The organism is Pseudomonas sp. B21-059 (assembly GCF_026016285.1).
In the GTDB taxonomy this organism is placed as follows: domain Bacteria; phylum Pseudomonadota; class Gammaproteobacteria; order Pseudomonadales; family Pseudomonadaceae; genus Aquipseudomonas; species Aquipseudomonas danubii.
The window spans coordinates 6733807-6753599 of sequence record NZ_CP087201.1 but is presented as its reverse complement, the minus strand read 5'-3'; the positions used below and the strand labels follow the sequence as shown (position 1 = coordinate 6753599).

At 64.6% G+C, this 19793-nt stretch carries 20 protein-coding genes and 1 pseudogene; 7 read left to right on the top strand and 14 right to left on the bottom strand.

Translation table 11 applies throughout. The features are described 5' to 3' along the window. Nucleotides 1-4: 4 nt before the first annotated feature. From LOY69_RS30195 to LOY69_RS30180, 4 genes are read right to left on the bottom strand one after another with little or no spacing between them, the layout of a single operon-like run. Complete coding sequence (locus tag LOY69_RS30195; RefSeq protein ID WP_102881376.1) at nt 5-460, bottom strand: hypothetical protein; 456 nt, start codon at nt 458-460, stop codon at nt 5-7. Further along, nucleotides 450-1796: a phosphatase PAP2/dual specificity phosphatase family protein gene (locus tag LOY69_RS30190; RefSeq protein ID WP_265073960.1), complete on the bottom strand. Its 1347-nt coding sequence runs from the start codon at nt 1794-1796 to the stop codon at nt 450-452. Before LOY69_RS30190 ends, LOY69_RS30195 begins: the two co-directional genes overlap by 11 nt. Then, nucleotides 1796-3553, bottom strand: a complete 1758-nt coding sequence (locus LOY69_RS30185) for a bifunctional alpha/beta hydrolase/class I SAM-dependent methyltransferase (protein ID WP_213664481.1) — start codon at nt 3551-3553, stop codon at nt 1796-1798. Before LOY69_RS30185 ends, LOY69_RS30190 begins: the two co-directional genes overlap by 1 nt. Nucleotides 3554-3563: 10 nt before the next feature. After that, nucleotides 3564-4187, bottom strand: coding sequence for a CDP-alcohol phosphatidyltransferase family protein (locus LOY69_RS30180; RefSeq protein WP_102881374.1), 624 nt, complete (start codon nt 4185-4187; stop codon nt 3564-3566). A 472-nt stretch (nt 4188-4659) separates the two neighbouring features. On the opposite strand from LOY69_RS30180, the gene LOY69_RS30175 reads away from it, so the two are divergent. From LOY69_RS30175 to cfaB, 5 genes and pseudogenes are all read left to right on the top strand, one after another. Then, the gene (locus tag LOY69_RS30175; RefSeq protein WP_185021130.1) at nt 4660-4818 is read left to right on the top strand and encodes a hypothetical protein; all 159 of its coding nucleotides are present in this window, start codon (nt 4660-4662) and stop codon (nt 4816-4818) included. Nucleotides 4819-4965: 147 nt separating this feature from the next. Beyond that, complete coding sequence (locus tag LOY69_RS30170) at nt 4966-5217, top strand: hypothetical protein (protein WP_102862397.1); 252 nt, start codon at nt 4966-4968, stop codon at nt 5215-5217. 65 nt (nt 5218-5282) lie between these two features. After that, nucleotides 5283-6128, top strand: a complete 846-nt coding sequence (locus tag LOY69_RS30165; RefSeq protein WP_102862396.1) for a DUF692 domain-containing protein — start codon at nt 5283-5285, stop codon at nt 6126-6128. Beyond that, a complete protein-coding gene (locus LOY69_RS30160; protein ID WP_265073959.1) occupies nt 6119-6937 on the top strand; it encodes a DNA-binding domain-containing protein in 819 nt (272 codons plus the stop codon). Before LOY69_RS30165 ends, LOY69_RS30160 begins: the two co-directional genes overlap by 10 nt. 54 nt (nt 6938-6991) lie before the next feature. Continuing rightward, nucleotides 6992-8178: pseudogene (gene cfaB / locus LOY69_RS30155) on the top strand (C17 cyclopropane fatty acid synthase CfaB). A 36-nt stretch (nt 8179-8214) separates the two neighbouring features. Here cfaB and cls read toward each other — a convergent pair. Further along, nucleotides 8215-9654 carry a cardiolipin synthase gene (cls, locus tag LOY69_RS30150; RefSeq protein ID WP_102881371.1) on the bottom strand — a complete coding sequence of 480 codons (1440 nt, stop codon included), beginning with the start codon at nt 9652-9654 and terminating at the stop codon, nt 8215-8217. Between the two features lie 132 nt (nt 9655-9786). Between cls and LOY69_RS30145 the strand changes: the two genes are divergently transcribed. Then, nucleotides 9787-10311: a DUF3617 domain-containing protein gene (locus LOY69_RS30145; protein ID WP_102862392.1), complete on the top strand. Its 525-nt coding sequence runs from the start codon at nt 9787-9789 to the stop codon at nt 10309-10311. Nucleotides 10312-10405: 94 nt separating this feature from the next. Here LOY69_RS30145 and thrS read toward each other — a convergent pair whose 3' ends face one another. From thrS to folE2, 8 genes are read right to left on the bottom strand one after another with little or no spacing between them, the layout of a single operon-like run. Continuing rightward, nucleotides 10406-12295, bottom strand: a complete 1890-nt coding sequence (gene thrS, locus LOY69_RS30140; RefSeq protein WP_265073958.1) for a threonine--tRNA ligase — start codon at nt 12293-12295, stop codon at nt 10406-10408. A gap of 30 nt (nt 12296-12325) precedes the next feature. Further along, entirely contained in the window at nt 12326-13660 is a 1335-nt protein-coding gene (locus LOY69_RS30135) for a dihydroorotase (protein WP_265073957.1), read from the bottom strand. Nucleotides 13661-13662: 2 nt separating this feature from the next. Beyond that, on the bottom strand, nt 13663-14223 hold the full coding sequence (locus LOY69_RS30130) for a carbonate dehydratase (protein WP_102862389.1): 561 nt from the start codon (nt 14221-14223) through the stop codon (nt 13663-13665). Beyond that, nucleotides 14213-14656, bottom strand: coding sequence for a phosphoribosyl-AMP cyclohydrolase (gene hisI / locus LOY69_RS30125; RefSeq protein ID WP_102862388.1), 444 nt, complete (start codon nt 14654-14656; stop codon nt 14213-14215). Before hisI ends, LOY69_RS30130 begins: the two co-directional genes overlap by 11 nt. After that, on the bottom strand, nt 14653-15537 hold the full coding sequence (locus LOY69_RS30120) for a metal ABC transporter substrate-binding protein (protein ID WP_265073956.1): 885 nt from the start codon (nt 15535-15537) through the stop codon (nt 14653-14655). Before LOY69_RS30120 ends, hisI begins: the two co-directional genes overlap by 4 nt. An 11-nt stretch (nt 15538-15548) precedes the next feature. Then, a complete protein-coding gene (locus LOY69_RS30115; protein ID WP_213664477.1) occupies nt 15549-16415 on the bottom strand; it encodes a metal ABC transporter permease in 867 nt (288 codons plus the stop codon). Continuing rightward, entirely contained in the window at nt 16415-17083 is a 669-nt protein-coding gene (locus tag LOY69_RS30110; protein WP_213664476.1) for a metal ABC transporter ATP-binding protein, read from the bottom strand. Before LOY69_RS30110 ends, LOY69_RS30115 begins: the two co-directional genes overlap by 1 nt. Next, nucleotides 17083-17976, bottom strand: a complete 894-nt coding sequence (gene folE2 / locus LOY69_RS30105; RefSeq protein ID WP_102862384.1) for a GTP cyclohydrolase FolE2 — start codon at nt 17974-17976, stop codon at nt 17083-17085. Before folE2 ends, LOY69_RS30110 begins: the two co-directional genes overlap by 1 nt. Nucleotides 17977-18106: 130 nt before the next feature. Between folE2 and LOY69_RS30100 the strand changes: the two genes are divergently transcribed. After that, on the top strand, nt 18107-19330 hold the full coding sequence (locus LOY69_RS30100; protein ID WP_253084129.1) for an N-acetylmuramoyl-L-alanine amidase: 1224 nt from the start codon (nt 18107-18109) through the stop codon (nt 19328-19330). A 36-nt stretch (nt 19331-19366) separates the two neighbouring features. Here LOY69_RS30100 and LOY69_RS30095 read toward each other — a convergent pair whose 3' ends face one another. After that, nucleotides 19367-19744, bottom strand: coding sequence for a glutamine synthetase (locus tag LOY69_RS30095; protein WP_102881365.1), 378 nt, complete (start codon nt 19742-19744; stop codon nt 19367-19369). Between the last annotated feature and the right edge of the window lie 49 nt (nt 19745-19793).

Here is a 19793-nt window from a genome sequence, read left to right as displayed (position 1 = left end):
TTCCTTATCCGGCGAAGGTCAGCCAGGGGCTGGCCAGGATCAAGCTCAACAGCACCAGCACTTGTGCCGCCAGCAGCAACGCCTGGCGGCGCAGCAGGCCCAGGGCACCGCGGCTGCGTTCGTTCCAGGGCCGGCCGCCGCGCTGCGCAGGTTGCAGGCCGAGGGCGCTCAGGGCCTGATCCAGGGCCTGGGTGCTGTGTTCGAGGGACGCGGGGCCATCGGCCACGCGCTGAAACAGGTCGGCGTCGAAGGCCACGCGCAGCGCCAGGTACTTTTCCACCAGCCCCAGCAGCACCAGGGCGAGGCTGACGATCAAGCCTCCCAGGCTGACACTGGCCAGCAGGTACTGGCCCAGGCCATACAGGGCGCCCAGCAGGGTCAGGCCTGTGGATAACTGATCCAGGGCCCGGCCCCGGCGCAGCAGGCTGGCGACGCTGTAGAGCTGCATCTCACTGGACATGGGCCGCTCTCTTGCTACTGATCAGGGTTTCCAGCGCCTGCCGATGGGCCGCTTGCAGGACGATCTGCGGGCGTGCCCGCTGGATCTGCACGATGGCCGCGTCCACGGTGGCGGCGCGGCCGCTGTGCAGCAGCCAGGCGGCAATGGCCGTGGCACTGCGGGAATAGCCCAGGGCGCAGCACACCAGCAGCGGGCCTTGCTGGCGCAGGCGTTCAACGGCTTGCGCCGCAGCCAGGCACTGCTCGGGGCTGAGGGCACACAGGTCCAGTACCGGCAGGCTCTTGTAGGCCTGCAAGCCACGGCGGTCCAGGGACAGCTCGGCGCACAGGTCGAGCACCGCGACAAAGGGGCTGTCCTTGAGCTCGGCTGGGGTGGGCAGGCGGCCGAGCCAGACGTTATCCACAACCTGATCCGGCTGTGGATGTTTTTTCGTCCACAGCCGCGAGTTGATCCAGGCTGCCGCCAGATAGGGCGCCAGCAACCAGCGGGCGGCGGGGCTCAAGCGTCCGTCCTCGCGTTTCTGGAACCCTGCGGCGCCGAGCAGCGCGTAGTTCAGGGCCACCAGCAACAGCGCCACGGCGGGCCAGATCAACCACAGCCCGGTGCCGCCCCAGGTGAAGGCGGCCACCGCCAATAGCGCCGCGCCCAGGGCGTAGCGCCAGGCCAGTTGGCGGCGCCGCGGGTCTTGGGCCCGCTGTGCGCTGAACAGCGGGCTGGGGCGATCCAGCGGCCACAGCCAGACACACAGCCAGCCGGCCAGGGCGCCGGTAGGCACATCGACAAAGTGGTGTTGATAAGTGGTGAGCACCGACACCCCGATCAAGCCGAACCAGCCATGCACCAGCCAGCGCCAGAAGCCCTGGCTATGCCGGGCGTAGCAGACCCATAGCACCACCAGCAGCGCGATGTGCAGGGAAGGGGCCTGGTTGAAGGGTTTGTCGAAGCCGGCCAGCACCTCGAACAGCCAGCCGAACACCCCGTCCAGCTCTGGTCGGGCAAAGGTGAAGCGCAGCGGCCAGAGCAGGAAGCAACTGACCGCGATCACCTGGGCGGTGAGCAGGCGCAGGGCGTGGCGCTTGAGCTCGTCCCGGCTGCGCGGCAGCAGCAGGGAGAAGCCGTAGAGCAGGTCGATGGACCAGTAGGGCACGATGGTCCAGGCCCAGAACGGCATATGCCGCTCCCAGTCGAAGACCAGACTGCCGACGTCGTCCCGTTGCGCGGTGACCCAGGTGGCGAAGCCGTAGGTGCTGAAGAACAGCGGTGCCAAGAGCAGCAGCCAGAGCACCGCCGGTTTCAGCAGGCCTGGCTCCCGCGCTGGCAAGGCGCCTGCGCTCATCATTGCACCCGTTGCGCCAGGGACACGCTGAAGATCCCCCACTCATCCACGCGCATGGTGATCTTGCGAAAGCCCGCGGCCTCCACCAGCTGATCCATTTCCGCCTGGGTGCGGCGGCGCATGACCCAGGCTTGGCCTTCGCGGTGGCTGGTCAGGGCGCGGGCGATCAGTTCCAGTTGCGGGTGCCACGGCTGGCCTGTGTACACCAGGTAGCCGCCGGGTTCCACGGCGCTGGCCAGCCCCGCCAGGGAACCGCCGACCATCTGGTTGTCGGCGAACAGTTCATAGAGCCCGGAGACCACCGCCAGGGTCGGCTTGGGATCAAGGGCGGCGAGGTCCTCACGGTCGAAGGCGTTGCCTTTGACGAAGCGCGCGATGTCACCCAGGCCCTTTTCCTGGATCAGGGCACTGCCGTCGCGCACGTTGATGTCGCTGTAGTCGCGCAGCAGGATCGATTCCGGCAGCGGGCTGACCCCTTGCAGGGCTTCGAGGATGTAGCGGCCGTGGCCGGCAGCGATGTCGACGATGCGCACTTCGCTGTCCTGCTCACGGAGCTTTTCCATGGCCTGGCGCAGCAACTCTTCCACGTGCAGCTTGCGCTGGCGAATGCCGCGCCAGCCGATGGAGTTCAGGTAGTTCTGGTCAATCAGCCGGCCCAGGGCGGAATGCCCGGTGGGTTGGTTGCGGTAGACGTAGTCCAGGGTGCTGCCGGAGTCGAAGCCGGTGTCGAAGCCCAGCTTGACCCCCGCCGACAGCTGGCTGCCCAGGCGCATGCTGGCGCGGGTGGCGCGCCAGTACAGGTCGCGCAGGGAGTTGTGGGGCAGCGGCGCGGCCAGGGCTTCGGACTCGGCGCAGGTCACGCCCAGGCGGTCGGCGTCCAGCAGGGCAGGGCGGTTCAGCGGGCGGGCGAAGTTCTGCAGGATGAAGCGGCGGATGCTGGCCATGGCCGGCGCGCGGTTCTTTTCTCCCAGGGTGTCGTGGAAGAAGCCCGGGAGGATGTGTTTTTCCTTGTGCAGGCTGCCCAGGCGTTCGAAGAACTGCTCTTGGGGCTTGCGGTGCACCACGAAGTCCGAGCCGGAGATCAGCAGTTGGGTCGGCACCTGAATGGCCTGGGCATCGGCTACTACCCGGTCGGCTGCTTCATACAGGCCCAGCAGCACGTTGACCGAGATCGCCTTGGTGATCAGCGGGTCGGCGTCGTAGCTGTGGACCCGTTCCGGGTCGTGGCTCAAGAAGCGCGCCTTGACGTAGCTGTTGACGAAGAAGTTGCCGCGAAAGCGCCGCATCAGGGCCAGGCCCGGGCGGGCGAAAGGCACGTACAACTTGACCTTGAACGCCGGCGAGGCCAGCACCAGGGAGCGAATCCGTGGGGCGTAGTCGTGGACCCAGGTGGAGGCGATCACCGCACCGACGCTCTGAGCCACCACGGCGATGTTTTCTTCGTCGATGCCGTGGGCGCTGCCCAGGTGGTCGCAGAAGGTCTGCACGTCGCGCACGCTGGTGGCGAAGCTCGGGCTGTCGCCCCGGGCGCCCGGCGATTGGCCGTGGCCACGGGCGTCCCAGGCGAAGAAGTCGACCTGCGGCAGGTTCAGCTCGTCCACCAGATGGGCAATGCGCCCGGAGTGTTCGTGACCGCGATGGAACAGCATCACCGCCTGCCGCGGTTCGCCTGGGGACACTTCAGTGGCCGGCCAGTGGCGGTAAAACAGTTCGACGCCGTCATGGGTCCGGAACGTCTGGTGTTGAGCGTCGCGCATTACCATTTCCTTATGCAGAGGGAGCGTTGTGCTGAACTTCTTTGAGGCCCTGGCGGACCCGATTGATCAGGGTGTAGACCAGCAGTGCGGCGACCAGTGCCAACACGCCGTTGATCCACAGGGCGCCGAGCCAGCCCAGGGCGATGCCGGTGGCCAGCACGCCGAGGATGAAGGCCCGGTCGCTTTTGCCCATGGGCCCGTCGTAGCGCCGTGAGGCGCCGACCATCGGCCCGAGCACCCCGGCGTATTCGCTGAACAGCGCCAATAGGGTCACCGCCAGCACCAGCAGCAGGCTGACGCCCGGGAGCAGGGCGAAGGGCAGGATCAGGGCGCTGTCGGCGACCACATCGCACAGTTCATTGAGGTAGGCGCCCAGGCGCGATTGCTGGCCGAATTCCCGGGCCAGCATGCCGTCGATGGCATTGAGCGCCATGCGCAGGATCATCCACAGCGGAATCAGGGCGAACAGCCAGGTGTGGCTGGCGAACAGGGCGATGACGGTGCCGACCAGGAGTGAGATGACGGCGGCCAGGACGGTGATCTGGTTGGCCGTGGTGCCGTTGTCGTACAGGCGCTGCACCAACGGCCGCAGCAGGTTTTGAAAGCGCGGTTTGAGCTGGTAAATCGAGAGCATGATGGGACGGTTCCTTGTCGCACGCGGTGAGCAGGGCTGGATTATTGCCATAAATGCCAGGGGCTGACATCAGAAGTTTCTGCGTGAGCAACTGGCTGCCACAGTGGTGTCTGGGCTCTGTACGAAAAGCCTGGATACTCGGTGATGCTGCGTTGAAAACGGTCTCGTGCGCGAGTCCGATCGGAATGCTCATTTACACCCCGTAAAGTCGAACGCGACCCTGGCCGTTCCTCGACCGTTTTCGCCTTGCCTGACCTTCGTCTCAAAACTGTTCGTACAGAGACTACGACGCACGCCGTAGATGAAAAGGCATGGCGTGCGACAAAAAATTCACTCGATGGCTTATACAGCAACGCATTGTCCCAGCGTTATCCGCAGCGCCGGCGCGCCTGGCGGTATTGATCGGCGCGCAGTTCCGGGTACTGGTGGATGGTCCGCCGAGCCTGCCGAGCAAAGCATCCGGATCGCAGTCATGAGTAAGGTTCCACGTGGAACACATGAACTGGGTAGCCCGTGGATTCCCGCCGGTCGTCTGGCGTTTATCGCTCTGTTTGCTGTCGAGGTACTGGCTGCTGCGGTGTGTGTGCTGCTGACCCGCGGCACCTGCTGCGGTTTCAGGAACCGTTGCTGAAGCCTGTAGCTGCCGGGTTACCGGCGAAAGGCCGCCGCGCAGAATTTTTTTATCCCGGCTGTAACGCCGGGGAGCTTCCTCTCTCTAGTGCTATGACGGGATTGCACACGCCTCCCGTCGTCCCCTGCGATTATTGAGGAACAAAAAATGAACATGAAGAAAACCGCTGCTGGTGCTGCCCTGGCTTTCGCTGCCGCCACCCTGTTTGCCGGTGTTGCCACTCAGGCGTCGGCAGCTGATGCCCAGGTTCATTGTTATGGCGTCAACGGCTGCAAAGGCCAGAACGACTGCAAGACCAAAGACCACGCCTGCAAAGGCATGGGCGCTTGCAAAGGCCAGGGCTTCAAGGCGATGACCCAGTCGGAGTGCGAAAAAGCCGGCGGCAAAGTCGGCGAGTAAGCGGCGAATCCGTGCAGCCGCAGTGGGACTGACGACCACTGCGGCCACCTTGCGAGGAGTTCGCTATGTCTGACCTTTCTTCCTGCCTGGGCTATGGCCTGGGTTTGCGCAGCGCCTACTACCAGCAGATTCTCGATGAAGCACCGGACGTCGACTGGTTTGAAGTGGTGTCCGAGAACTTCATGGTCGAGGGCGGCAAGGCCCTTTACTACCTGGACGCCATTGCCGAGCGTTACCCCATCGTGATGCATGGGGTGTCGTTGTCCATCGGCGGTCCCCACGCCCTGGACCTGGACTACCTCAAGCAACTCAAGCAACTGGCCCGGCGGGTTGAGCCGGCCTGGATTTCCGATCACCTGTGCTGGAGCCGCGGCAACGCTCATCAACTGCACGATCTGCTGCCCTTGCCCTACACCGAGGAAAGCCTGGAATACGTGGCGGGCCGGGTGCGCCAGGTGCAGGAGGTGCTGGAGCGTCCCCTGGTGCTGGAGAACGTCTCCAGCTATGTGCGCGCCGCCGCCGATCAGTTCAGCGAGTGGGAGTTCCTGGCCGCCTTGAGCCAGCTCAGTGGCTGCGAGCTGTTGCTGGACGTGAACAACGTCTACGTCAGTTCACGCAATCACGGTTTCGATCCCTGGCAGTTCATCCAGGGGCTGCCGGCGCAACGGGTGCGGCAATTGCATCTGGCCGGGCATCAGGATCATGGCGACTACGTGATCGACACCCATGACCAGCCGGTGTGCGATCCGGTCTGGGCGCTGTATCAGCGCACCCTGCAACACCTTGGGCCGGTCGCGACCCTGCTGGAGCGTGACGATCATTTTCCGCCGTTGAGCGAACTGCTCGGCGAACTGCACAAGGCTCGCGCGCTGGGGCAACGGGCGCTGTCCGGGAGGCTTGAATGCGCCTGAACGAATGGCAACTGGCCTTTGAACGCTACCTGCTGGCCGAGCAGTCCCAGGCGGACAGCCTGCTGGGCAACAGCCTGATCGGCGGACCGACCCTGAGTGTCGCCACCGGTCTGGCGATTTACCACAACGCCTACCAGGCGCGGCTGCTGGAAGTCATGGCGGCGGACTTTCCGACGATCCTGCAGTGGCTCGGCGATGAGGAGTTCGCGTCACTGGCCGGCGCTTATATACGCCAATCTCCCTCCCGGCATTTCAGCCTGCGCTGGTTGGGGCAGGGCTTCGCCGAGTTCATCCAGGGCCATCTGGTGCCGGAGCAGGGCCTGCCCCTGGCGGAACTGGCGCGCCTGGAGTGGGCGTTCACCCTGGCCTTCGACGCCGCCGAGGCCCAGGTGCTGACGGTGGCGGACATGGCGGCCCTGGACGCCGAAGAGTGGCCGCTGCTGCAACTGCAACTGGCGCCTTGTGTGCAGTGGCTGGACTGCCGTTACAACAGCCTCGCCCAGTGGCGCGCGGTCAAGGATCGGGCGGATTTCCCCGAGAGTGCTTTACTCGAACAAGAGCAGCCTTGCCTGGTATGGCGGGTGGATCGGGTCTGCCGCTATCGCAGCTTGTCGTCAGCAGAAGCCCAAGGGTTGCGAGGCATGATCGAGGCGCAGTGGAGTTTCGCGGAACTCTGTGCCGAGCTGGCCGTCACTTACCTTGAGGGGGCCCCGTTGCAGGCCGTTACCTGGCTCAAACAGTGGGTCGAAGACGGCCTGGTGGTACGCCGCGAGTCCTGGAAAACCGCTGGAAATTCGATAGCCAGCTAATTTTCCAAGATGGTCTACCCTCATTTCAGACGTCTGAAACAGGGGGGATTTTTCATGCTCGCGCAACTTCCACCGGCCTTACAGAATCTGCAATTACCCTTGCGCCTGCGGCTCTGGGATGGCCATGAATTCAATCTTGGGCCGGAGCCCAGCGTCACCATCGTGGTCAAGGACCCGCAGCTGGTTGCGCAATTTACCCATCCCAGCCTGGACGCACTGGGGGGCGCCTTTGTCGAGGGCAAGCTGGAACTCGAAGGCTCCATCAGTGAAGTCATCCGGGTGTGCGATGAGCTGAGCCAGGCCTTGCTGAATGAGGATGACGACGATCAGCCGGTGCGCACGCAGCACGACAAGGCCACGGACGCGGCGGCCATTTCCTACCATTACGACCTTTCCAACGCCTTCTATCAGCTCTGGCTCGACAGTGACATGGCCTATTCCTGCGCCTACTTCGAGACCGGCAGCGAGTCCCTGGAACAGGCCCAGCAAGCCAAATTCCGCCACCTGTGCCGCAAGCTGCGCCTGCAACCGGGGATTACCTGCTGGATGTCGGTTGCGGTTGGGGCGGGCTGGCCCGTTACGCTGCCCGCGAGTTCGGCGCCAAGGTCTTTGGCATCACCTTGAGCAAGGAACAACTGGCCCTGGCCCGTGAACGGGTCAGGGCCGAAGGCCTGGACGATCTGGTGGAGCTGCAGCTGCTGGACTATCGCGACCTGCCTCAGGACGGCCGCTTCGACAAGGTGGTCAGCGTCGGCATGTTCGAACATGTGGGCCATGCCAATCTGCCGGAATACTGCCGGACCCTGTTCAACGCGGTGCGCGAGGGCGGCCTGGTGATGAACCACGGCATCACCGCCAAGCACACCGACGGACGTCCCGTGGGCCGGGGCGCCGGGGATTTCATCGAGCGGTATGTATTCCCCAATGGCGAGCTGCCGCACCTGGCGATGATCTCGGCGCAAATCAGCGAGGCCGGGCTGGAAATCGTCGATGTCGAAAGCCTGCGCCTGCATTACGCCCGCACCCTGGATCACTGGAGCGAGCGCCTGGAGGACAACCTGGAGGCGGCCGGCCAGCAGGTGCCGCCGCAAGCGCTACGGATCTGGCGGCTGTACCTGGCGGGTTGCGCCTATGCGTTTGCCAAGGGCTGGATCAATCTGCACCAGATCCTCGCGGTCAAGACCCATGCCGATGGCAGTCATGAGTTGCCCTGGACCCGGGACGACCTCTATCACCCCTAGGCCCGGCAGCGTTTGCTGCAGACCCTGAGTGGCTCCCTACAGGATCGGTGAAATCAGCCGCGCGACCCGCATGCCCAGTTGTTGCAGGCGGTGGGTCTGGCGGCTTTCTTCCCGGGCGATTTCCCGGGCCTTGGCGAAGTCGGCTTCCAGCATCTGCTCCACCTCGGTGGCGAAGTCGTCATCCACGGTCAGCAGCATCACTTCGAAATTCAAGCGGAACGAACGGTTGTCCAGGTTGGCGCTGCCAATGGCGCTGATCTCGTTGTCGATCAACACCACCTTTTGATGCAGGAACCCCGGTTGATAACGGAAGACCCGGACCCCGGCGCGCACCGCCTCGAAGGCGTAGAGGCTGGAGGCGGCGTAGACGATGCGATGGTCCGGGCGCGAGGGCAGCAGGATGCGCACGTCCACATCCCGCAGCACGGCCAGGCGCAGGGCGGCGAAGACCGCTTCATCGGGAATGAAATACGGGCTGGTGATCCACACCCGTTCGGTGGCGGCATGGATCGCTTCGACGAAGAACAGCGAGCATGTTTCGTAGGCATCGGCGGGGCCGCTGGCGAGCAATTGGCAGAGCACGCCGTCATCCGGGTAGGTGTCCGGAAGGATCAGCGGCGGCAGTTCCCGGGCCGCCCAGAACCAGTCTTCGGCAAAGGACTCCTGCAGGCAGGCCACCACCGGACCGCTGACCTGCACGTGGGTATCGCGCCAGGGCGCCAGGGGCGGTTTCTTGCCCAGGTATTCGTCACCGACGTTGTGCCCGCCGACAAAACCCAGCAAGCCGTCCACCACCACAATCTTGCGGTGATTGCGGAAGTTCACCTGGAAGCGGTTGAGCCAGCCACTGCGGGTGGCGAAGGCATGCACCTGGACCCCGGCGTCACGCAGGGTCTGCACATAAGCGGCGGGCAGGGAATGGCTGCCGATGCGGTCGTAGAGCAAGTGGATGGAGACGCCTTCGGCGGCCTTTTCCAGCAGCAGGCGTTGCAGGCGCCGGCCCAGCTCGTCGTCGTGAATGATGAAGAACTGGATCAGCACCGCCTTGTGGGAGCGGCGGATGGCATTGAAGATCGCTTCGAAGGTGGCGTCGCCGTTGACCAGCAGGCGCACCTGATTGTTGGCCAGGCACGGCATGCGCCCCAGCTTGGGCATGGCCCGCAGCGTGGCATAGGCCTGGGAGGCACGGGCAGTGAGCGCCTCTTCGACCCAGGGCCGCCAGTTCAGCTCATTGATGGCCTTGTGCATTTCCACGTTGGCCTGGCGCCGGGCCTGGATGTAGGCATCGAAGGTGCTGCGGCCGAACACCAGGTAGGGAATCAGGGTCAGGTAGGGCATGAACATCAGTGACAGGGCCCAGGCAATGGCGCCTTGGGCGGTCCTGACGGTCAGCACCGCGTGGATCGCGGCGATCAGCCCGAGAAAATGCAACAGCGCGATGAGATAGCCGAAGATGTGCGGGCCAAAATAATCCATGGGGCAACCTTTGCTCCTGAAGATTCAATGCCTAACAGACCATGTTCCACAGCGAATGTCGCTATTTTATTCTGCATGCAACGCCGTGCCTTGGCCGAAGTCTAACGGCCACTAATGTCTAGGAGTCATTCGATGAAACTTCGTTTACTGGGTTGGGCCTTGGCGGCGGGATTGGCGCTACCACTGGCTGCGCAGGCGCAGATGCTGCAACCGGGCTTGTGGGAACTGACCAGCAGCAACATGAAGGTCGATGACCAGAACTTGCCGGACTTGTCGCTGATTCTTGGCCAACTGCAGCAACAGATGACCCCGGAACAACGGGCGATGCTGGAGAAACAGGGCGTGACCATGGGCGGCAAGGGTATTCGGGTGTGCTTGACGCCGGACCAGGTGAAATCCGACACCATTCCGCTGCAGGACCCGCAATCGGGTTGCCAGCAGCAGGTCACCGAGCGCAACGGCAATCAATGGAAGTTTCGTTTCAGTTGTCCCAAGGCCCAGGGCAACGGGGTGGCCAAGTTCATCAGTGATCGCGAGTTCACCACCAACGTGATTGGCACCTTCAATGCCACCGGCCTGCAGCAAAAAGGCAGCATGGACACCCGCGCCGTATGGCTGGGCCAGGACTGCGGCACGGTCAAACCTCGCGCTTCCTGACCAACCCTGTAGCAGCGACGGCCGCTGCGCTTGCCGGCGAAGCGGCCCTCCAGTCACCTGGACCAGGGCCCTCGCCGACAAGCCCGGGCACCGGCTAGCTAATCCGTTCCACTACCTGCTCCAGCGTCAGCTGTCCCAGATCCTCGCCATTTCTGCTGCGCAGGCTGACGTAGCCTCCGGCTTTTTCCTTGTCCCCGATCACCAGCAGATAGGGCACTTTCTGCAGGCTGTGCTCACGGATCTTGTAGCCGATCTTTTCGTTGCGCAGGTCGGCACTGGACCGCAGCCCCTCTCGGCGCAGGCGTTCGCTGATTTCCCAGGCATAGTCCGCCTGAGCCTCGCTGATGTTGAGCACCACCACCTGCTGCGGCGCGAGCCACAAGGGCAGGGCGCCGCCATGGTGCTCGATGAGGATGCCGATGAAGCGCTCCAGTGAACCGAACAGCGCGCGGTGCAGCATCACCGGTTGCCGGCGTTCGCCGTTGTCGGCGATGTAGCTGATGGCGAAGCGCTCGGGGAGGTTGAGATCCACTTGCAGGGTGCCGCACTGCCAGTCGCGGCCGATGGCGTCGCGCAGCACGAACTCCAGTTTCGGACCGTAGAAGGCGCCTTCTCCCGGGTTGAGCCGATAGTCGATCTGCATGCTTTGCAGGGCGCCGACCAGGGCGCTTTCCAGCTGATCCCAGGTCTCGTCGCTGCCGATGCGATTGGCCGGGCGCGTGGAGAGCTTCACCGCCACGTCTTCGAAACCGAACTCCTTATAGATGTCGAACACCAGGGCGATGGTGCGGGCGCATTCGTCTTGCATCTGTTCCGGGGTGCAGAAGATGTGGGCGTCGTCCTGGGTAAAGTGGCGGACCCGCAGCAAGCCGTGCAGTGCCCCTGAAGGTTCGTAGCGATGGACCTTGCCGAATTCGGCGATGCGCAGGGGCAGGTCGCGGTAGCTCTTCAAGCCGTGGCCGAAGATCGCCACCGCGCCGGGGCAGTTCATGGGCTTGAGGGCGAAGGTGCGCTGGTCCTCGGTGCTGGTGGTGAACATGTGGTCGCGGTAGTTCTGCCAGTGCCCGGAGGTTTCCCAGAGGCTGCGGTCCATCACGTCCGGGGTGTTCACTTCCTGGTAGCCGGCCTGTTCCTGGCGCTGGCGCATGTAGCCGATCAACAGCTTGAACAGGGTCCAGCCCTTGGCGTGCCAGAACACCGAACCCGGCGCGCAATCGTCGAAGTGGAACAGGTCCAGTTGCTGCCCCAGCTTGCGGTGGTCGCGCTTGGCGGCCTGTTCCTGGCGCAGCAGATAGGCGTCCAGATCCTGGCGGGTGGCCCAGCAGGTGCCGTAAATCCGTTGCAACGGCGCGTTGCTGGCATCGCCGCGCCAATAGGCGCCGGCCACCTTGGTCAGCTTGAAGGCCCGCAACTGGCCGGTGGTACGCACGTGGGGGCCGCAGCACAGGTCTTCGAAATCGCCCTGGCGGTACAGCGACAGCACGGCCTCCGGGGGCAGGTCGCGGATCAGCTCGACCTTGTAGTGCTCGCCCTGGTCGGCGAAGTGTTGCAGCGCCTGCTCCCGGGACAGCTCGCGGCGGCGCAAGGTGTGATTGGTGGCGGCAAGGCTGTGCATGCGCGCCTCGATCAGTTCCAGATCCTCGGGGGTGAAAGGGCGCTCGTAGGCGAAGTCGTAGAAGAAGCCGTCCTCGATCACCGGGCCGATGGTGACCTGGGCCGATGGATACAGCTGCTTCACCGCCATGGCCAGCAGGTGGGCGCAGGAGTGACGCAGGACTTCCAGGCCATCGGCATCGGTCGCGGTGACGATGCTCAGGCGGCTGTCGGTGTCCAACAGGTAGTCACAGTCCACCAGCCGGCCATCGACCCGTCCGGCCACGGCGGCTTTGGCCAGGCCGCTGCCAATGCTGGCGGCCACTTCGAACACGGACAACGGCTGGTCGTACTCACGGCACGCGCCATCAGGCAGGGTGATGCGGATCATCTTCGGTGGTCCTTGGTCAGGCTTGGGGGATTAGCGGATGAAGCGCAGGGGCAGGCCCTGACAGTGGTCGTACAGACGCCCCTGGTGCCAGGCGAGCTGACCCGAGACCAGGGTGGTGGCGACGCCATGGCGAAAGCGTTGGCCGGCAAACGGCGTCCAGCCGCATTGGGCAAGAATCGGCTGGCGGTCCACAGCCAGGCCCTCGGGCTCGGCACGGATCAGCACCAAGTCGGCCCAGTAGCCTTCGCGCAGGTAGCCACGGTCGGGGATGGCGAACAGGTCGGCGACCCGGTGGCTGGTCTTGGCCACCAGGGTGGTCAGGGGCAGGACCTGGTCCGCCACCAGTTCCAGCAAGGCCGGCAAGGCGTGCTGCACCAGAGGCAGTCCGGCGGGCGCACGGGTGTAGGGCTGCTGTTTCTGTTCCCAGGTGTGGGGCGCGTGGTCACTGCCGATGATGTCCAGGCGCTGGCTGTTGAGGGCCTGGCGCAAGGCGTCGCGATCGGCCTGGGTCTTGATCGCCGGGTTGCATTTGATCAGGTGGCCAAGACGCGAGTAGTCGCGGTCATCGAACAGCAGGTGGTGCAGGCAGACTTCGGCGGTGATGCGCTTTTCGGCCAGGGGCCGGTCCTCGAACAGGGCCAGTTCCCGGGCGCTGGTCAGGTGCAGGACGTGCAGGCGGGTGCCGTGTTTCTTCGCCAGTTCCACCGCCAGGGACGAGGAGCGGTAGCAGGCCTCGGCGTCGCGAATGCGTGGGTGAGCTGCGGCGGGAATCTGCTCGCCATAGAGTTGCTGCCAGCGTTGTTGCTTGAGCTGGATGCTCGGGGTGTGTTCGCAGTGCGCCAGGAGGAGGGTCGGTACCTGGCGAAACAGCCGGTCCAGCACGTGCGGATCGTCCACCAGCATGTTGCCGGTGGAGGCGCCCATGAACACCTTGACCCCGGCGACCTCGGTGGGGTCGAGGGCGGCGACGGTGTCGAGGTTGTCGTTGCTGACGCCGAAGTGAAAGCCGTAGTTGGCCACCGAGGTGATCGCTGCGCGGCGTTTCTTGTCGGCCAGGGCGGCCAGGGTCAAGGTCGCCGGCGAGGTGTTGGGCATGTCCATGAAGCTGGTGATGCCACCGGCCACTGCGGCGCGCGACTCGCTATGGATGCTGCCTTTTTCCGGGGCGCCGGGATCGCGAAAGTGCACCTGGTCGTCGATCATCCCCGGCAGCAGCCATTGGCCCTGGGCGTCGATTTCCAGTTCGGCGCTGAGGTGGTCGAGGCTGCCGATGGTCTCGATGCGCCCGTGATTGACCAGCAGGTCGGCGTCGAACTCCCGTCCTTCGTTCACCAGGCGGGCATTGCGGATAAGGATTCGGCTCATGCTCAAAACTCGTTCTGCAGGGCCTTGTAGCCGCGGACCAGATCGACGTTGGTGCGGGCCACGTCCTCGGAAAACTCCGAGGCACTGATGCTCACCGGAGGGAACTGCGCCAGGTCGGTCTTGGGGCCGATGCGGGTGGTGGAGGGCACGTAGAAGCCTGGGGGCAGGTCGCGACCGTCCACCACCGAGTTGTGGCGGACCACGCTGCCGTCGCCCACCACGCAGTTGAACAGCACGCTGTTGAAACCGATGAACACCCGGTCGCCGACCACGCAGGGGCCGTGGACGATGGAGCGGTGGGCGATGGAGGTGTGCTGGCCGATGGTGACGGCGGCGCCGGATTTGGAGTGGATCACCACGCCGTCCTGAATGTTCGAATTGGCGCCGATGGTGATGGCTTCCATCTGGCCGCTGGCGTCGACCTCGTCGGCGCGGATCACCGCGTAGGGGCCGACGAACACGTTGTCGCCGATCACCACCTTGCCGCAGATGATGGCGGTCTTGTCCACGTAGGCGGATTCGGCGATTACCGGCAGATCGCCGGAAGGGTTTTTACGAATCATGGCGCGAGTCCTTCAAGGGGGAACTGATGACTTCCACCGCGCCATCGCGAATGGCGTTGTAGAAACAGTTGGGGCGGCCGGTGTGGCAGGCGGGGCCTTGTTGCTCCACTTGCAGCAACACGGCGTCGCCATCGCAGTCCAGGCGCGCTTCGATCAGGCGCTGGCGGTGGCCCGAGCTTTCGCCCTTGCGCCACAGGCACTGGCGCGAGCGCGACCAGTAGCAGACCTGGCCGCTGGCCAGGGTTTCGGCCAGGGCCCGGCGGTTCATCCAGGCCAGCATCAGCACCTCGCCGCTGTCGTGTTGCTGGGCGATGGCGGCGATCAGTCCGTCGCTGTTCCAGGGCAGGGCATCGAGCACCGCGGTCAGCGGCCAGCGACTGCCCTGGGCAGCGCTTTCCAGGTCCAGCAGTGTCAGCGGCGGGCGTTGGATCATGGTCGGCTCAGGGCGTCGTACAGGGTGTTGAGGTTGTATTCGAACAGCCCGATGAAGGTGCTGGCCGGACCCGTGGCGGAGAGCGCGTCGGAGTACAGGGTGCCGCCGATATGGGCGCCGCTTTCGTCGGCGATCTGCTTGAGCAGGCGGGCGTCCTTGATGTTCTCCATGAACACCGCCTTGACCTTGGCGTTGCGGATCTGGGTGATCAGCGCCGCGACTTCGGCGGCCGAGGGTTCGCGTTCGGTGGACAGACCCTGGGGCGCCATGAAGTCGATACCGTAGGCCTGGCCCAGGTAGCCGAAGGCGTCGTGGGAGGTGACGATCTTGCGGTTGCCCGGGGGCAGGGCGCCGAGTTTGGTCTTGGCCTCGGCCAGCAGGCGGTAGATCTGTTGCAGGTAGGCCTGGCTGTTGCGCTGGTAGTCGGCCTGGTGGGCCGGGTCGGCGGCGATCAGCGCCTGGGTGATGGTGTTCACATAGCGTTCGCTGTTGGCCAGGTTGTGCCAGGCGTGCGGGTCGGGCACCTGTTCGCCGTCCTCGTCCAGGGTCCGTGGAATCACCCCGCGACTGGCGGTGATGACTGGAGTTTTGGTGGCCGAGCTGGCCACCAGGCGATCCAGCCAGGGTTCGAAGCCCAGGCCATTCTTGATGATCAGCCGGGCTTTGAGCAGGGCCTTGGCATCGTCCGGCGTGGGTTCGTAGGTGTGTGCGTCTTCATCGGCGCCTACCAGGTTGGTGATCTGTACATGCTCGCCGCCGACCTGGCGGGTGATGTCGGCGAGGATGCTGAAGCTGGTGACCACGGCCAGCTTGTCCGCGGCCTGGGCGGTGGACCACGACAGTGGCAGCAGCAGGCTGAACAGCACGAGTAGAGCGCGCATCGGGAAACACCTCATGGGGATGTGAGCAACGGCGGGCGGTGCAACAGACCGTGTACCGGACCGAACACCACGGACAGCAGGTACAGGCTGCCCGCCACCAGCACGATGGCCGGTCCGCTGGGCAGCGAGTAATGGAATGACAGCAACAGGCCGAGCCACACCGAGAGACAACCCAGCAGCGCCGCGATGCCCATCAGCAGCGGCAGCCGCCGGCTCCAGAAGCGCGAGGCGGCGGCCGGCAGCATCATCAGCCCCACCACCATCAGGGCGCCGATGGCTTGGAAACCGATCACCAGATTGAGCACCACCAGGGTCAGGAACAGGCCGTGAGCCAGGGGACCCAGGCGACTGACGCTGTGCAGGAACAGTGGGTCGAGGGTGTCCAGCAGCAGGGGTTTGTAGATCAGGGCCATGGCCAGCAGGCTGAAGGCCGAGACCAGGAGCATGCCGTTGAGGGTCGGGCCGTCCACCGCCAGGGCCGAGCCGAACAGCAGGTGCAACAGGTCCAGGCGTTTGCCCGCCAGCCCGAGGATCAACACGCCGCTGGCCAGGGAGATGGGGTAGATAGCCGCGATGCTGGCGTCTTCCCGCAGGCCGGTGCGGCGGGTGATCCAGGCCGCGAGGCCGGCCATGCCCAAGCCGGCGCCCAGGCCGCCGAGGGTCAGGGCCGGCAAGCTGAGACCGGCGAACCAGAAACCCAGAGCGGCGCCGGGGAGGATGCCGTGGGCCACCGCATCGCCGATCAGGCTCATGCGCCGCAGGATCAGGAAGACGCCCAGGGGGGCGGTGCTGCAGGCCAGGACCAAACCGCCGAGCAAGGCCCGGCGCATGAACACGAATTCGCTGAAGGGCTGCCAGAGCTGTGCGGCGAACTGCATCACGCCACCTGCGTCTGGAAGGGCGGGGCGATCAGTTCTTGGCTCTGGCCCAAGACACAGCCGCTGCTTTTGACCCACAAGGTCTGAGGGATGTGCTGGCGCACGGCGGCCAGGTCATGACAAACCACTACCAGCGTTCGGCCCTGGGCGTGCCAGCTGTGCAGGTGTTGCCAGAGCAGGGTCTGGCCCGCTTCGTCGAGGGCGGCGTGGGGTTCGTCCAGGAACAGCAGAGGCGCTTCGGTCAGGCTCAGTCGGGCCAGCAGCGCGCGCTGTAATTCCCCACCGGAAAGGGCCATCAACGGGCGGCTTTCCAAGCCACTCAAATGCCAGTCTTCGAGCACCGCCTGAAGTTTTTCTGCCCGGGCCCTGGCGGGTTCACGCTTGCCCCAGAAGCCACCGGCCACCAGCGCTTCAAGGCTGATAGGGAACTGGCGATCGAGGTGTTGCTGTTGCGGCAGAAACGAAAAGCCGCCCCGTTTGGGCGCCGCCAGATCGACCTTGCCGGCCAAGGGTTTTTGCAGCCCGGCCAGGACTTTCAGCAGGCTGCTCTTGCCCGAACCGTTGGCGCCGATGATGGCGCTCAGGCTGCCGCTGGGCAGGTGCAGGTCCAGGGCTGGAGTCAGGGGTTGGCCCGGCGCGCCCCAGCGCAAACCTCGACAGCGGATCATCAGGCCTCCCAGTTCCAGCGGCTTTGCGCCACGGCGTCGTGGGCGTGCAGGCTTTCCGCATGCACGACCCGCAGTTGGAAGGCGTTGACCCCGGGGGAGCGACGCAGGGCCAGATTCAGCCGGCGGGCGGCGTCTTCGCAGAACATCAGGTTTTGTCCGTTGGCCAGGGCGAAGGCCTGTTCATCGGCGCGTTTGACCGCCGTCTGCACGGCAGTGCCCAGGGCGTTTTCCGCGTCGTTGATCAGTGCAATCAACGGCAGTTCGTCGAGGAAGTCGTCCAGGCGCAGGTGCAGTTCGGCGTTGCTGCGTTGGCTATGGGGCGTGGCAACTATGCCTTGGGTCGAGCCCAGCCAGGCCAGGATCTCGGCGTGCTGCAGTGGCCGGTTGGCGAAATCGTCGACGAATTGCTGTTGGATCAACTGACGGGACAGGGCGGCCGAGCAAGGGCAAGTGGAGGAATAAGGCACGACAATTTTTAGTTCCACGTGGAACATCGCGTTTTTCAGCCGTGCTTCGATGCTCAACGGATAGCTCTTCCAACCGGCCAAAGGACTGACCAATGCCGGGCGTTTGAGCAGCAGATCGAAGTGCAGGCGCAGGTAGGCGCTGTTGGCCAGGCCTTCGTGACTGTCGAGAAAGCGCTGTAGCACTTGGCGCAGCAGAGCAGGCGTGAGGTTGTCCTGTTCGAGCATTTCCAGGGCTAGGTACAGCCGCGACATATGAATGCCTCGCGCCTCGCCGTCGTCGAGGCTGACTCCGGCGTCCGCTTTGGCAGCGATCCGTTGGCTGTCCATCAGTACAGGTAAGGCAATGCCGCACATGCCCACCCATTCCAGGGGCAAGGCTTGGCGTGAGGCCTGCGCGGCGATATCCGGCAGAGTCAGCGCGTTCATGAACAGGTCCGTCGTTAGGAATATTTCTGCATGTTATATTATAACAATACATCCGATGAAACATTTTTCCTCGGCGGTTCTTTGGCCTGTTCTTGTGAGTACGGACACTCCCTCATCTGCGGTATTTGTCATGCACAGACGTCAATTGCTCAACCTGCTGTTGGCCGGTACGGCCCTGATGTTGCCCTGGGCTGTTTCTGCCGCGCAGATCCGTAATGCGCGGCTGTGGAAAGACGCCGACAAGCTGCGGCTGGTGCTCGATCTGAGTGGCCCGGTGCAGTACAAGACCTTCACTCTGAGCGCACCGGAGCGCTTGATCATCGATTTGAACGGCGCTCGCCTGAGTGGCGATTTCAGTCAGTTGCCCCTGGCCCGTACGGTGATCCGTGCGATCCGCTCCGGGCATTTTGGCCAGGGCGATACGCGGATCGTCCTCGACCTGAATGAGCCGGTGCAGCTCAACAGTTTTCTCCTGCCGCCCCAGGATGGGCAGGGCCATCGACTGGTGCTGGACCTGTCTGCGCCCGGCAAGGCGCCGTTGCAGATCGCCGCGGCCGCTGCGCCCCTGGCCAAACCCGAGGCGTCGCCGGGCAAGCCTCATCCTAAGCGCGACATCATCGTGGTGGTGGACCCCGGCCACGGTGGCAAGGACCCCGGCGCCGTGGGGGCCAAGGGTGAGCGAGAGAAGGATGTGGTGCTGTCCATTGCCCAGTTGCTGGCCAAGCGGCTCAAGCGCGAGAAGGGCTTTGCCGTGAAGCTGGTGCGCAACGACGACTTCTTCGTGCCGCTGCGCAAGCGGGTGGAGATAGCCCGCAAGCACAAGGCCGACATGTTCATCTCGGTGCACGCCGATGCGGCGCCGCGCCTTAGCGCCTCCGGTGCCTCGGTGTATGCCTTGTCCGAAGGCGGGGCGACTTCGGCCACTGCGCGCTTCATGGCCCAGCGGGAAAACGATGCCGACCTGCTGGGGGCCAGCAGCCTGCTCAATCTCAAGGACAAGGACCCGATGCTGGCGGGGGTGATTCTCGACATGTCGATGAATGCCACTATTGCCGCCAGCCTGCAGCTAGGGGGCACGGTGCTGGACAGCCTGTCGGGGATCACCACCCTGCATCAGAAGCGCGTGGAACAGGCCGGGTTCGCGGTGCTCAAGTCGCCAGACGTGCCATCGATCCTGGTGGAAACCGGCTTCATCTCCAACCGCCGCGACAGCCAGCAACTGGTCACCACGCGGCATCAGCAGGCGATTGCCGACGGCCTGTTCCAGGGTTTGCAGCGCTACTTCGAAAAGAACCCGCCGGCCAACAGCTATCTGGCCTGGCTCCAGGAAACAAAGAACAACCGCACCGTGTAGCCACCAGCGCCTGCACCGGGCGCGATGTGGGGGCGGCTAGCAACCGCTAATGCGGCTGCAGGTGAACTTGGCGCTGCTGCCGCCAGAACTGGAAAAGCGATTGCGGGTGGTCCAGCCCACGCGCTGGCTGTAGCCCACCCAGGCTTCACCATCGGAGGCCAGGCCGGTGAAGAAGGTCAGTTGCCCGTAGCGACTGTTGGTCTGCGCCCAGTAGCGTTTGCCGATCACCTCGAACCCGCGCAAGTAAGTGGTGCTGCCCGCCGTGGCGACGCTGTAGGCGTTGCCCAAGGGATCGACGCAGGCCAGCAGGGTGGCGCTGCGGGTGCAGGTGGCCAAGGTACTGGGCACGGCGGCTGTGGCGTGGCCGGCCAGCAGCATCAGGCTTGAAAGCAGGGTGGGCAGGACAAGGCGCATGGCAGTTCTCGTTGCGACAGGGGCGCAGCATTGCGCCCTTCGTCGTGGT